We start from the raw sequence: 12,683 nt of genomic DNA on the forward strand, positions 1-12,683 counted from the left end.
TATGAATGCCTGAACTTCCAGAAGTTGAAGGCGTCGTCCGCCAGATCCGTCCTGCCGCAATCGGCAAGAAAATTGAAGAAGTCTTTGTTTCAGATACGATTCGGATTTCAAAGACGAGCGGCAAGGAAGCAATCATCAAACGGATGGAGACCGACATGTTCATCAGCCGTTTGTTGGGCGCACAGATCATCAGTGTAGAACGGCGCAGCAAATACATTTATTTCACGTTAAAAAAAGAAGGCGAATTTTTGCTGGTCAATCACCTTGGCATGTCCGGGGCCTGGTTTTATGTGGATAGCCTGCTGTCGATCGGCGAAGAGAAATTCCGCAAGCATGTCCATGTGGTGCTTAGCTTGAGCGACGGCAATTTATTGGCCTTCTCCGATATTCGCCGCTTTGGCGAAATGCGGGTATTAAAGGAAGAAGCGGAATTTCCTCCGCTGCTTTTAATGGCTCCGGAACCATTTGAAGAAAGTGCATTGGCGCATTTTCTTCAAATGGCCGAAAGTCCGAAATACCAGAACAAACCGATCAAAGAAGTGATCATGGACGGACAAGTGATATCAGGCTGCGGCAATATATACGCAACTGAAGCCTTGTTTAAAATGAAAATCCATCCCAATCGGGCAGCAAAGCGAATCAGCAGAACGCGTAAAGTGGAGCTGTTCCAAACGATTGTCGCGATTTTGCTTGAAAGCATCGAAGCAGGGGGAAGCACGATTTCCGACTATCGCAATGTCAACGGGGAATCTGGCAATATGCAGAACCGGTTCGGCATGTACGGCAAAAAACAATGCATGGAATGCGGCAGTATGACCAAATCTCTGCAGATTGGCGGAAGAACTTCGGTCTACTGTCCGACCTGCCAAAAGTGAGGGCAAGAAGATGATTATAGGACTGACTGGCAGTATTGCGAGTGGAAAAAGCACCGTCTCGAAAATGCTCGAAGAATTAGGGTATCCTATTATTGATGCCGATCAAGTGGCGCGTTTAGTGGTAGAGCCAGGGCAAGAGACCTTGGTGAAGATCGCTGCTTTATTCGGAGAAGGTGTGATCAAAGAAGATGGGACGATGGACCGGGCCAAAGTCGGTGAATTGATTTTCAACGACCCGGCTAGCCGCAAAAGTTTGAACGATGTTATCCATCCAGCTATCCGGCAAGAAATGCTTCGGCAGCGCAGCGAACTTCTGGAACAAGGGCATAAAACCATCATTATGGATATCCCTTTGCTGTTTGAAAGCAGGCTCCAGCATTTCGTCGATAAGATTCTGGTCGTCAGTGTTACTGAAGAAAATCAGCTGAAGCGGTTGATGGAACGGAATAGTTTGACCGAAAAAGAAGCGCGTGCGCGCATCGCTTCTCAGTTGCCAATGTCGGTGAAAGAAGAAGGGGCTGATGCCGTAATTTATAATAACGGCACGTTCGATGAAACGAAATGGCAGCTGAACCGCATCTTGGACATTTGGCGCGAGGAATTGTCAGGAGAGTAATGAGGAAACAGATATGTTTAAATTGCATCTAAGCAGCCGTTCTACGGCTCTTCTACATGCTGAAAACCACGCTATAAGCGTGAAAGATCTAAACCGGGTGCCTGTCGCCCGGCTTTTTTTATTGGGATAGATTTAAAGGTTCCATAAAACAGTAAATGTGTTATACTATATAAGAAATTAAAAATTAACAGTATGACTTATTTAAATGGGGGTCTCATAAAATGACAATTTCTATTGCGATTAACGGATTTGGCCGTATTGGCCGCATGGTTTTCAGACAGGCAATTTTAATGGATGACATTAAAATCAGTGCTGTAAACGCTGGTTACCCTGCTGAAACTCTCGCGCATCTCATTAAGTATGACACAAATCACGGCACCTTTGCGGGTGACGTCTCTTCCGAGGAAGACGCATTAATCGTTAACGGCAAACGAGTTCAACTCGTTAACGAAAGAGATCCTTTGAATCTCCCGTGGAAAGAAATGGACATCGACATCGTTATCGAAGCAACTGGAAAATTCAATTCCCGTGAAAAAGCGGCACTTCATTTAGATGCGGGAGCTCGTAAAGTCATATTGACTGCACCAGGAAAAGATGAAGACATTACCATCGTGATGGGTGTCAATGAAGACAAATTCAACGTCGACGAACATAGCATCATCTCGAATGCAAGTTGCACAACCAACTGCCTTGCGCCTGTCGCAAAAGTATTGAATGATGCATTTGGCATCGAAAATGGCCTTATGACTACCGTCCATTCTTTTACGAATGACCAGAAAAATTTAGACAATCCGCATAAAGATTTGAGACGTGCGCGTGCGTGCAGCCAGTCGATTATCCCTACTTCTACAGGCGCTGCGAAAGCGCTGTCATTAGTATTGCCGGAACTTGAAGGGAAACTTCATGGAATGGCGCTTCGTGTACCGACTCCAAACGTTTCGCTAGTGGATTTAGTCGTAGATTTAGAGCGGGATGTGACGGTGGACGAAGTGAACGAAGCCTTTATCAAAGCTTCAGAAGAAGGTTTGGATGGGATTTTGGCTTTGACAATGGAACCATTGGTATCCGTGGACTTCAACACGAACCCGAAATCTGCTGTGATTGATGGTCTTTCCACAATGGTGATCGGCAAACGAAAAGTGAAAGTTTTAGCTTGGTATGATAACGAGTGGGGCTATTCAGCCCGCGTCATCGACTTAACAAAAAAAGTGGCCGATGCATTGGTCTTCGCTGAAGCTTGATTGAAAATACCGCGTTTCTGCTTCAGAAACGCGGTATTTCTTTGTCTTTGGCCAGTCTAGGAATCACCGAAAAAAACTTGCGTTAAATTTATTGCATTTAGAACAGATACACCTTATACTAACATTCGTAGTTGAAAAATTAACTACCAGCTTCTATGTTTTCAGGAAACTTGATGAAGGCATTAGGGAGCATGTGTTTTATTCACATGACTGCTTAAAGGGTTAGGACCTCTTTGGACTAACTTTCCCCCGTGGTAGTCAACTTTGAATATTTTGAGCACGAAAACAAAATGATATCAAAGGGGGAAACGAACCATGGAAACAATGGGACGTCACGTAATTGCAGAACTTTGGCAGTGTGATTTTGACAAATTAAACGATATGGATTATATCGAACAAACTTTTGTTGATGCAGCACTGAAATCCGGAGCGGAAATTAGAGAAGTAGCTTTTCACAAATTTGCACCTCAAGGTGTAAGCGGAGTTGTAATCATTTCTGAATCGCATTTGACAATCCACAGTTTTCCGGAACACGGTTATGCAAGTGTAGATGTTTATACTTGCGGCGATCTTGATCCGACTATTGCAGCGGAGTATATCGCTAAGGCGCTTAACTCACAAGCGAGTGAAGTTACCGAATTGCCACGCGGCATGGGTCCAGTTGGTACTGGAGAAACAAAAGTTTCAGTAACTGTATAATCCATTATTTTGAAAAACATCAAGCAGGGGATAAATTCCTCTGCTTTTTCTATTTTCCCAAAGAAATTTTGTTATACTAGAAAAAACAGATAGAAAGTTTAGGGAGATGTCGAAATGAAATGTCCGGCTTGCCAGCACAATGGTACACGCGTAGTTGATTCGCGGCCAGTTGATGATATGAAGTCCATAAGAAGGCGCAGGGAATGTGAAGCTTGCGGCTATCGTTATACGACGTTCGAAAAAGTGGAAGAGATGCCGTTGATTGTTGTGAAAAAAGACGGGTCGCGTGAAGAATTTAGCCGCGAGAAAGTTCTACGAGGCTTGATCCGTGCTTGTGAAAAACGTCCAGTGCCGCTTGAAGTGCTTGAAAGCGTTGTATTCGATATTGAAAAAGACCTTCGGCGCCAGGGAAATGCTGAAGTAAAATCAGAAGAAGTCGGTGAGTTGGTCATGGACCGTTTAGCTGGCATCGATGAAGTCGCTTATGTTCGATTTGCATCGGTCTATCGCCAGTTTAAAGACATTACTGTATTTATCGATGAGTTGAAGGATTTATTAAAAAAGAGTCCGGATGATAAGAAGTCCGAGTAAGGCGGTGAATCATGACAGCTATGTATAAAGAACTCCAGCCTGCAGATTCTTTCCGAATTCTTATGCCGTATCCGTTTTCGAATTATGACCGTCAGCTGCTGACGCTCCTCTATCAGCCGCTTGTCGGTGCAGAAGCCATCGCTTTTTACTTGACGCTTTGGGCGGAAGGGGAAGAAAGCGCGGATGAAGCGACGCATTATATGTTAATGAATACGCTCGGTGTCTCCATTTCGCGGATTTTCGAATCGCGGATCCAATTGGAAGCGATCGGCTTATTGAAAACGTACCGCAAAGACCAAGAAAACCGTTCATTTGTCTACGAGCTTTGTCCGCCGCTCGATCCGAAAAGTTTTTTTGCAGATCCGCTGCTGTCCATGTTCCTTTTCAGTAAAGTGGGGGAAACGACGTACCGCAAAGTAAGAGACCGGTTTGTGGTCCATCGGGAAATCATGGAAGGCTATGCGGAAGTATCCCGGACATTTACGGATATTTTCCAGCCGGTCCATGCGAAAGCGGGCTATCCGTCCCAAACGGATAATTTGCAGGAACGCAAAAAAGGTTCTTATGAAGCTGAAGGGGAATTTGATTTTTCATTATTGCGCCAAGGTCTGTCTGAACAGTTGGTGCCGCATAAAGTGCTGACGGCGAGCATCCGGGAACTCATCGCGAAACTCGCATTCCTGTATAGCTGGGGTCCCCTCGAAATGCAGAAAGTCATTTTGCTCGCAATTGACGATGATTATAAATTGACGCTTGAGAGTTTAAAGAAAGCGGCAGCTGATTATTATAAATTGACCGTAGCTACGACGGCCCCTCAATTGGTTCAAGTGAAGAAACAGGAAGCTCCGAAAAAGGAAGCACCGAAAACAAAAGAAGATGAGTTGATCGATTACCTCGAATCGGCTTCTCCGGTTGAAGTGTTAAGAGACATTGCGAATGGCAAGGAGCCATTGCCGGCAGATGTCCAGTTGGCGAATCAACTCGTCATCCAGCACGGCATGGAGCCTGCTGTCGTCAATGTCCTCCTGCAGTATGTCCTGTTGCGGACGGATATGAAATTGACAAAGGCGTACGTTGAAAAGCTCGCGTCCCATTGGCTCCGTAAGAACGTTAAAACGGCGAAGGAAGCGATGGATCTTGCGCGTATCGAACACGAACAGTATTTGAAATGGAAATCGGAAGGATCTCCGGCAGCGAAAACGAGAAGCTCTTCTTCCAGCCGGAAACCGGTAAGGGAAGAGAAACTGCCGGAATGGTTTTATAAGAAAGACGATGTTCAGCCAGCGAAAGAGGCGGAGAACACGGAAGACCTCGAAGCGGCAAAACAAAAACTATTAGCGAAATATGCGATGAAGAAAGGTAAGGGTGATTAAATGGAACCGATCCGGGAGACCTTAAAACGTGTCGTAAATGCCCCTGCTTTTTCCGAGCGCTATAATGCGATGCGGCAGGAAGTATTGGAGCATCCAGGCGTTCAGCATTTTTTAGATGAACATTCTTCGGAAATTGATAAAAGCATCGTCGACAAAGGCATGGGCAAACTCTATGAATACATCGACCAATCCCATGACTGCAATAAATGCCCGAGCCTTGGTGCCTGCATCAACCACCTGAAAGGCTTTGAACCGAATTTGGTTCTTGAGCGCAGCAATATCGGCATTTCGTACACGCCGTGTCGCCTGAAAAACGAGCACGACAACAAACGCCGGGCGTCATCATTGATCCACAGCATGTATATGCCGAAAGAAGTCATGGAAGCGACGTTGTCCGGTTTTGAATTGGATGCGAGCCGCTTAGAAGCGTTTAATGCCGTCGATTCCTTCCTGGATGCTACCAAGGGTCCCGGGGAGCTGCCGGAAAAAGGTTTGTACATTTACGGCAAGTTCGGCATCGGCAAATCCTATTTGTTGAGTGCGGTGGCAAATGCGTTAGCCGAAAAGAACATTAAATCGGTTTTGGTGTTCGTCCCTGAATTCATGCGTGAAATGAAACAGGCAATCGGCGACCAGACCTTGCAGGAAAAAGTGGATTATGTCAAAAAGGCGGATGTCTTGATGTTGGATGATATCGGAGCAGAAGCGATGTCGAGCTGGACGCGCGATGAAGTGCTCGGCACGATTCTCCATTACCGGATGGCTGAAAAGCTGCCGACTTTCATGACATCGAATTTCAGTTATTCGGAACTTCAGCATCATTTGACGTATTCACAGCGCGGCGAAAAAGAAGATTTAAAAGCGGCGCGTGTAATGGAGCGCATACGTGCCTTGACGGCTCCGGTTATGTTGGACGGACGAAACCGACGAATTTAATCAAACAAGGTGTTGTCTTTTTAAAGTTTTCGTCGTATAGTAAAAACAATCGATACTAAATAATGCGTTGACAAGGACAAGAGTGGATTTGTACGGCTTATAGAGAGAGAAGCCCCGGCTGAAAGCTTCTTAGTACGGCAAACACACTTACCACCTTTGAGCAGCAATTGTGAAATTCTTCAGTAGCAATTGACGGTACCGGCCCGTTAGCCGATGCAGAGCTTCATTTTGAATTGGATTCGTCCGTTCAAGATAGAAGAAGGGTGGAACCACGAACTTAAGCTTCGTCCCTTTGGGATGAGGCTTTTTTTTATTGGTTTCATTTAGGGCAAACATCTTGGAAGCCGCGAACTAAGGCTAGATGTTCGGCCTAGAACATAAAAAAGGAGAGAGCAGAATGTCAGACATGATTCAATTAACATTCCCAGACGGTGCAGTAAAGGAGTTTCCAAAAGGCACAACAACTGAAGAAATTGCTCAGTCAATCAGCCCAGGCCTTCGCAAGAAAGCACTTGCTGGTAAAGTAGGCGAGCATCTGGTTGATTTGAAATCACCGATTGCAGAAGACGGCAGCATTGCGATCATCACGCCGGAATCGGATGAAGCTTTGGAAATCCTTCGCCATTCATCTGCGCACCTACTGGCACAAGCGATCAAACGCATTTACAAAGATGCGAAACTTGGAGTCGGTCCGGTCATCGAAAACGGCTTCTACTACGATATCGATACAGCAGAATCGATTTCAGCAGAAGACTTGCCGGCTATCGAAAAAGAAATGAAGAAAATCATTAACGAAAACATTGAAATCGTCCGCCATGACGTTTCGCGCGCAGAAGCTCAAAAACGCTTTGCTGCGATCGAAGATCCGTATAAATTGGAGCTTTTAGAAGCGATTCCTGAAGATGAGCAAGTATCGATCTATGAGCAAGGCGAATTTTTCGATCTTTGCCGCGGAATCCATGTGCCATCAACTGGCAAATTAAAAGAATTCAAATTGCTGAGCGTGGCGGGTGCATACTGGAGAGGCGACAGCGACAATAAAATGCTGCAGCGCATCTACGGCACTGCTTTCTTCAAAAAAGAGGATTTGAAAGCGCATCTTGAAATGCTTGAAGAAGCGAAAGAACGCGACCACCGCAAAATCGGGAAAGAATTGAACTTATTCATGAATTCTCAAAAAGTGGGCCAAGGCTTGCCGATGTGGCTGCCAAAAGGCGCGACTATCCGTCGCATCATCGAACGCTATATCGTTGATAAAGAAGAAAGCTTAGGATATGACCATGTTTATACTCCGGTTATGGGAAGCGTGGATCTTTATAAAACAAGCGGCCACTGGGACCATTACCAGGATGATATGTTCCCGGTCATGCAAATGGACAACGAGGAATTGGTTCTTCGCCCAATGAACTGCCCGCACCATATGATGATTTTCAAACAAGGCATCCATTCATATCGCCAGCTGCCGATCCGCATCGCGGAACTAGGCTTGATGCACCGCTACGAAATGTCTGGTGCATTGTCTGGATTGCAGCGTGTTCGCGGCATGACATTGAACGACGCACACATTTTTGTACGCCCGGACCAAATCAAAGAAGAATTTAAACGCGTTGTCAACTTAGTGATCGATGTTTATAAAGACTTTGATCTTAAAGATTATTCTTTCCGCGTTTCCTACCGCGACCCGGCAGACAAAGAGAAATACTTTGACGACGATGCAATGTGGGAACGTGCGCAATCCATGCTGAAAGAAGCAATGGACGATCTTGGACTGGATTACGTGGAAGTAGAAGGCGAAGCAGCATTCTACGGTCCGAAACTTGATGTCCAAGTCAAAACAGCTCTAGGCAAAGAAGAAACACTTTCAACTGTCCAGCTGGATTTCTTGCTTCCTGAGCGCTTCGACCTGACTTATATCGGAGAAGATGGCAAACAGCACCGTCCAGTCGTTATCCACCGCGGCGTTGTTTCGACTATGGAACGTTTTGTTGCTTTCTTGATCGAAGAATACAAAGGGGCATTCCCGACTTGGCTGGCTCCAGTTCAAGTGGAAGTGATTCCGGTATCGCTCGATGCACACAGCGACTACGCGAAAAACGTCCAAGAGAAATTGCAATCTCATCGATTGCGCGTCGATATCGACGAACGTGATGAGAAGCTTGGCTACAAAATCCGCGAAGCGCAGATGCAAAAAGTTCCTTATATGCTGGTTCTTGGAGACCAGGAAGTTGAAAACGGTTCGGTCAACGTCCGCAAATACGGCGAACAGAAATCCGAAAGCATGCCGTTTGACGATTTCTTGAAAATGATTCAAGGTGAACTTCGCTAAAGTGTTGACATGCCTTTAGGTGCATGGTATTATGAATAAGGTTATAGAATACTTATATGTGCAAGCAGGAGCACCCGCTTCTCACCTGATCGACCAGTTGTTGGCAGGTAGACACGATTTTGACTTTATCACGCTGCGGCGTGCTGTCATAAATTGCGGGTGGGCCGAACGAGGCCCATCCGCTTTTGTTTTGGATCGGACCTGTAAGCCGACATGGTCGGTTACACATGTTAAGCTATTCGCGACACTATCCGGAGGTGGATTAATATTAGCAAAGACATCAATGTAAATGAAGGTATTCGTGCACGTGAGTTACGGGTTATTGATCAGAACGGTGAGCAACTCGGTATTAAAACACGTAACGAAGCACTTGAAATTGCTGCACGTGTCAACTTGGATCTTGTACTAGTGGCTCCTCAAGCTAAGCCGCCGGTCGCACGTATCATGGACCATGGTAAATTCAAGTTCGAACAGCAAAAGAAAGACCGTGAAATTCGTAAAAATCAAAAAGTGATCGTAGTGAAAGAAGTGCGTTTGAGCCCTTCAATCGACGAACACGATTTTAACACGAAACTTCGCAATGCGATTAAGTTCCTTGAAAAAGGGGACAAAGTCAAAGCTTCAATCCGCTTTAAAGGCCGTGCGATCACGCACAAAGAAATCGGACAGCGCGTCCTTGAACGCTTCGCAGAAGCATGCAAGGAAGTTGCGACGGTTGAACAGCGCCCTAAAATGGATGGCCGCAGCATGTTCTTGATGCTTGCGCCAGTTAACGAAAAAGAATAACAGATCAATTGTTTAGGAGGAACTCGAAATGCCGAAAATGAAAAGCCACCGCGGTGCGATGAAACGTTTCAAGAAAACTGGAACTGGTAAAGTAAAACGCAACCGTTCACACACAAGCCACTTATTTGCAAACAAATCGACTAAGCAAAAACGTCACCTACGTAAAGGGAAACTTGTTTCTGCAGGCGACTTGAAACGCATCAAATCTCTTATCTATAACATGAAATAATAGCGAAAGCGCTCGTCTAGTAAGAGACAGGCTTCGCCAAACACACGAACAAAAATTCGAATTTTATATATTCAAGCAGGAGGTAATGTGATATGCCACGCGTAAAAGGTGGAACAGTGACGCGCCAGCGTCGTAAAAAGGTCATTAAATTAGCAAAAGGTTATTATGGTGCAAAGCACATCCTTTTCAAAGTAGCAAACCAGCAGGTAATGAAGTCAGGTAACTATGCTTACCGTGACCGTCGCAACAAAAAACGTGATTTCCGTAAACTATGGATCACGCGCATCAACGCAGCAGCTCGTATGAACGACATTTCATACAGCCGTCTAATGCACGGTCTTAAAGTTGCTGGAATCGACATCAACCGCAAAATGCTAGCTGAAATCGCTGTATCTGATGCAGCAGCTTTCACAGCACTTGTAGATGCTGCAAAAAAAGCAGTAGCTAAATAATATTGAAAATAAAAGACTGACGAATTTCGTCAGTCTTTTTTTCATGGAGGGATTCTTTTGTTCTTGATAATTGCCGGGTATTTCACTGTGCTGTCACTGCTTGCACTCATTATGATGAAAGTGGATAAAACTCAGGCACAGCGGCGCGGCCAGCGGATACCTGAGAAAAATTTATGGTCAGTCGCCATTCTTGGCGGCGGCATCGGCGCCTACATCGGCATGATGATGTTTCGCCATAAAACAAAACATACCAATTTCCGCGTAGGCTTTTTGATGCTGGCTGTAATTGATGCAGCCGCATTAATGTGGAGCTACCTAAATTTCGTTTGATTCACTGTTTCATTAGCTGTTCGATCGGGTTTTTCCAATTGATCTTGGCAGCAGGGTAATTCATTTGAATTTCTTTTTCGAGGAAATAAAAGTCTTCTCTCGTAAAGCCCTGCAGCATGTCCGGGTTTTCAGCCCATACGAAAATGGAAACGACTTCAAAAGCATCTTCGGTCGTCCCTAAATATTTTTCACCTTCAAACACCGCGCCTCTAAGCGTAATGAAAAAATTCTTGCGGACATTTTTTACATCATCGTAGAAGTAATACGTGTTCGCTTCAATGGCAGCATCTAACTTCCGTTTTGGGTCCACTACATAGCGGATCAATCGATAAAATAAATAAATGATAAGTGCGATGACAATGAGGCGTATAAAAAAAGCCATGAGAAATCCCCCATCTCTATAGGTTCTATTATATAATACGGACGAAAAGTACTTTGGTTTCAAGATTTTATTGAAAAAAGGAGGGTTTTTATGAACTTACATCAATTATTCGAAATGCAGGAAGAATTGGACCGTTTTATCCAGTCTAACCATGGAATCGAAGAAGATGTATTCCGCAAAAAAGGGTTGGCGCTCTTGATCGAATTGGCGGAGCTTGCAAATGAAACGCGCTGCTTTAAGTTCTGGAGCACAAAAGGGCCTTCAGCTCAGGAGGTGCTATTGGAAGAATATGTGGATTCGATCCACTTTCTTTTATCGCTGGGCATTGAAAAGAACCTGAATATGTTGGAAAGTTGGCCAAGTGCAGTAAATCACAAAGATTTAACGGAGCTTTTTTTGGGTACCCAAGAAAAAATCTTGAAGTTCATGGACAACCATTCGATGTCGGCGTATCAGGAAGTTTGGAGCTGGTACGGCGGGATAGCTTCAGCGCTCGGCTTTAGCTACGAGGATGTGTTAGAAGCATATTTTGCAAAAAACGAAAAGAATTACCGACGGCAGAGAGAAGGGTATTAAACGAATTTTTTGATAAATGAAAGCTCATCTATTATAATAAACAAGTACAAATTATTTAGGAGGTCGAAATAATGGCTAAAATGGATGAAACCGTATTGATGCTGAAAGAACTAACTGACGCTAACGGGGTGCCAGGCAATGAGCGCCAATCCCGCGAAGTGATGAAAAAATACATAGAGCCTTATGCTGACTCGATTGAAACAGACGGTCTCGGCAGTTTGATCGCGCGTAAAGAAGGTTTGGCAGACGGACCCAAAATCATGGTTGCTGGACATTTAGATGAAGTCGGCTTCATGATTTCTCAAATCGATGATAAAGGCTTCTTGAAATTCCAACCGCTGGGCGGCTGGTGGAACCAAGTGATGCTGGCGCAGCGTGTGACAATCACGACGCGCAGCGGAAAAGAAGTAACCGGCGTCATCGGCTCGAAACCGCCGCATATTCTATCGCCGGAAGCCCGCAAGAAACCGGTCGAAATCAAAGACATGTTTATCGATATCGGTGCATCTTCACGCGACGAAGTAAAAGAGTGGGGAGTAGCTCCTGGAGATATGGTCACTCCGTATTTCGAATTCACTGTGATGAACAACGAAAAACTGATGATGGCAAAAGCATGGGACAACCGCATCGGCTGTGCAATCGCCATCGATGTTTTGAAAAACCTGCATGGCCAGGAACATCCGAACGTGGTTTACGGCGTCGGTACGATCCAGGAAGAAGTGGGTCTTCGCGGAGCTAAAACCGCAACAGCTAAAATTCAGCCGGATATCGGCTTCGCAGTTGATGTGGGCGTTGCAGGTGATACGCCTGGAATCACGGCACAAGAATCGACAAGCAAAATGGGCGCTGGCCCGCAAATTCTTTTATTCGACGCATCGATGGTTTCACACCGCGGCTTGCGTGAATTGGTTGTTGATACGGCGGAAGAAGCCGGCATCCCTTACCAATTCGAAACGATTGCAGGCGGCGGAACAGATGCAGGTTCGATCCATCTGACTGCAAACGGCGTACCGGCTCTTGCAATCGGCGTCGCAACTCGCTATATTCACTCGCACGCAGGCATCCTGCACCGCGACGATTACGAAAATGCAGTGAAACTAATTGTCGAAGTCATCAAGAAATTAGACAAAGACACAGTAGCGCGCATTACGTTTGAATAAATGATTTTCCCTTTCCGCATTTCGCGGGAGGGGATTTTTTTGTGTGGAAAAAAGAAGGAGTGAGCATTGAGAATAGAAAATTGCTCATAGAATTTCGAAAAGGCTCATAGA

General features: G+C 45.2%; 15 protein-coding genes and 1 other annotated feature. Of the genes, 14 read left to right on the forward strand and 1 reads right to left on the reverse strand.

Annotated features, from left to right (window positions below):
- Positions 1–5: 5 nt before the first annotated feature.
- The 12 genes from mutM (at position 6) to NFU07_RS12265 (ending at position 10,454) form a co-directional block, all read left to right on the forward strand.
- Entirely contained in the window at positions 6–875 is an 870-nt protein-coding gene (mutM, locus tag NFU07_RS12210) for a bifunctional DNA-formamidopyrimidine glycosylase/DNA-(apurinic or apyrimidinic site) lyase (RefSeq protein WP_251478534.1), read from the forward strand.
- 10 nt (positions 876–885) lie between these two features.
- Positions 886–1,491, forward strand: coding sequence for a dephospho-CoA kinase (gene coaE / locus NFU07_RS12215; protein WP_251478536.1), 606 nt, complete (start codon positions 886–888; stop codon positions 1,489–1,491).
- A gap of 221 nt (positions 1,492–1,712) precedes the next feature.
- Positions 1,713–2,732, forward strand: a complete 1,020-nt coding sequence (locus tag NFU07_RS12220; RefSeq protein ID WP_251478538.1) for a glyceraldehyde-3-phosphate dehydrogenase — start codon at positions 1,713–1,715, stop codon at positions 2,730–2,732.
- Between the two features lie 315 nt (positions 2,733–3,047).
- A complete protein-coding gene (gene speD / locus NFU07_RS12225; protein ID WP_235198919.1) occupies positions 3,048–3,431 on the forward strand; it encodes an adenosylmethionine decarboxylase in 384 nt (127 codons plus the stop codon).
- 114 nt (positions 3,432–3,545) lie between these two features.
- The gene (gene nrdR, locus NFU07_RS12230) at positions 3,546–4,022 is read left to right on the forward strand and encodes a transcriptional regulator NrdR (RefSeq protein ID WP_235198920.1); all 477 of its coding nucleotides are present in this window, start codon (positions 3,546–3,548) and stop codon (positions 4,020–4,022) included.
- A gap of 11 nt (positions 4,023–4,033) precedes the next feature.
- On the forward strand, positions 4,034–5,395 hold the full coding sequence (locus tag NFU07_RS12235) for a replication initiation and membrane attachment family protein (protein ID WP_251478540.1): 1,362 nt from the start codon (positions 4,034–4,036) through the stop codon (positions 5,393–5,395).
- Complete coding sequence (dnaI, locus tag NFU07_RS12240) at positions 5,396–6,331, forward strand: primosomal protein DnaI (RefSeq protein ID WP_251478542.1); 936 nt, start codon at positions 5,396–5,398, stop codon at positions 6,329–6,331. It abuts the gene before it with no gap.
- Positions 6,332–6,389: 58 nt separating this feature from the next.
- Positions 6,390–6,626 (forward strand) — a binding site (T-box leader).
- A 102-nt stretch (positions 6,627–6,728) separates the two neighbouring features.
- Positions 6,729–8,657 (forward strand): threonine--tRNA ligase, encoded by a 1,929-nt coding sequence (gene thrS, locus NFU07_RS12245; RefSeq protein ID WP_235198923.1) that lies wholly within the window; start codon positions 6,729–6,731, stop codon positions 8,655–8,657.
- A gap of 279 nt (positions 8,658–8,936) precedes the next feature.
- Positions 8,937–9,443: a translation initiation factor IF-3 gene (gene infC / locus NFU07_RS12250; protein ID WP_235199282.1), complete on the forward strand. Its 507-nt coding sequence runs from the start codon at positions 8,937–8,939 to the stop codon at positions 9,441–9,443.
- 28 nt (positions 9,444–9,471) lie between these two features.
- Positions 9,472–9,672, forward strand: a complete 201-nt coding sequence (rpmI, locus tag NFU07_RS12255; RefSeq protein WP_033541514.1) for a 50S ribosomal protein L35 — start codon at positions 9,472–9,474, stop codon at positions 9,670–9,672.
- A 92-nt stretch (positions 9,673–9,764) separates the two neighbouring features.
- A complete protein-coding gene (rplT, locus tag NFU07_RS12260; RefSeq protein WP_052651989.1) occupies positions 9,765–10,124 on the forward strand; it encodes a 50S ribosomal protein L20 in 360 nt (119 codons plus the stop codon).
- A 57-nt stretch (positions 10,125–10,181) separates the two neighbouring features.
- The gene (locus NFU07_RS12265; protein WP_251478544.1) at positions 10,182–10,454 is read left to right on the forward strand and encodes a DUF1294 domain-containing protein; all 273 of its coding nucleotides are present in this window, start codon (positions 10,182–10,184) and stop codon (positions 10,452–10,454) included.
- Between the two features lies 1 nt (position 10,455).
- On the opposite strand, the gene NFU07_RS12270 is transcribed toward NFU07_RS12265, so the two are convergent.
- Positions 10,456–10,836, reverse strand: coding sequence for a sigma-w pathway protein ysdB (locus NFU07_RS12270; protein ID WP_251478546.1), 381 nt, complete (start codon positions 10,834–10,836; stop codon positions 10,456–10,458).
- 90 nt (positions 10,837–10,926) lie between these two features.
- Here NFU07_RS12270 and NFU07_RS12275 point away from each other — a divergent pair, with 90 nt between their 5' ends.
- Positions 10,927–11,412, forward strand: coding sequence for a dUTP diphosphatase (locus NFU07_RS12275; RefSeq protein ID WP_251478548.1), 486 nt, complete (start codon positions 10,927–10,929; stop codon positions 11,410–11,412).
- Between the two features lie 71 nt (positions 11,413–11,483).
- The gene (locus NFU07_RS12280; protein WP_251478550.1) at positions 11,484–12,572 is read left to right on the forward strand and encodes a M42 family metallopeptidase; all 1,089 of its coding nucleotides are present in this window, start codon (positions 11,484–11,486) and stop codon (positions 12,570–12,572) included.
- Positions 12,573–12,683: the final 111 nt, after the last annotated feature.

The sequence above is a fragment of the Planococcus sp. NCCP-2050 genome (genome assembly GCF_023708025.1).
Classification (GTDB): domain Bacteria; phylum Bacillota; class Bacilli; order Bacillales_A; family Planococcaceae; genus Planococcus.

What these genes read in the sequence shown, in the direction of transcription:
- mutM (WP_251478534.1), top strand. Translation starts at nt 6, where the DNA reads ATGCCTGAACTTCCAGAAGTTGAAGGCGTCGTCCGCCAGATCCGTCCT.
- coaE (WP_251478536.1), top strand. Translation starts at nt 886, where the DNA reads ATGATTATAGGACTGACTGGCAGTATTGCGAGTGGAAAAAGCACCGTC.
- NFU07_RS12220 (WP_251478538.1), top strand. Translation starts at nt 1,713, where the DNA reads ATGACAATTTCTATTGCGATTAACGGATTTGGCCGTATTGGCCGCATG.
- speD (WP_235198919.1), top strand. Translation starts at nt 3,048, where the DNA reads ATGGAAACAATGGGACGTCACGTAATTGCAGAACTTTGGCAGTGTGAT.
- nrdR (WP_235198920.1), top strand. Translation starts at nt 3,546, where the DNA reads ATGAAATGTCCGGCTTGCCAGCACAATGGTACACGCGTAGTTGATTCG.
- NFU07_RS12235 (WP_251478540.1), top strand. Translation starts at nt 4,034, where the DNA reads ATGACAGCTATGTATAAAGAACTCCAGCCTGCAGATTCTTTCCGAATT.
- dnaI (WP_251478542.1), top strand. Translation starts at nt 5,396, where the DNA reads ATGGAACCGATCCGGGAGACCTTAAAACGTGTCGTAAATGCCCCTGCT.
- thrS (WP_235198923.1), top strand. Translation starts at nt 6,729, where the DNA reads ATGTCAGACATGATTCAATTAACATTCCCAGACGGTGCAGTAAAGGAG.
- rpmI (WP_033541514.1), top strand. Translation starts at nt 9,472, where the DNA reads ATGCCGAAAATGAAAAGCCACCGCGGTGCGATGAAACGTTTCAAGAAA.
- rplT (WP_052651989.1), top strand. Translation starts at nt 9,765, where the DNA reads ATGCCACGCGTAAAAGGTGGAACAGTGACGCGCCAGCGTCGTAAAAAG.
- NFU07_RS12270 (WP_251478546.1), bottom strand. Translation starts at nt 10,836, where the DNA reads ATGGCTTTTTTTATACGCCTCATTGTCATCGCACTTATCATTTATTTA.
- NFU07_RS12275 (WP_251478548.1), top strand. Translation starts at nt 10,927, where the DNA reads ATGAACTTACATCAATTATTCGAAATGCAGGAAGAATTGGACCGTTTT.
- NFU07_RS12280 (WP_251478550.1), top strand. Translation starts at nt 11,484, where the DNA reads ATGGCTAAAATGGATGAAACCGTATTGATGCTGAAAGAACTAACTGAC.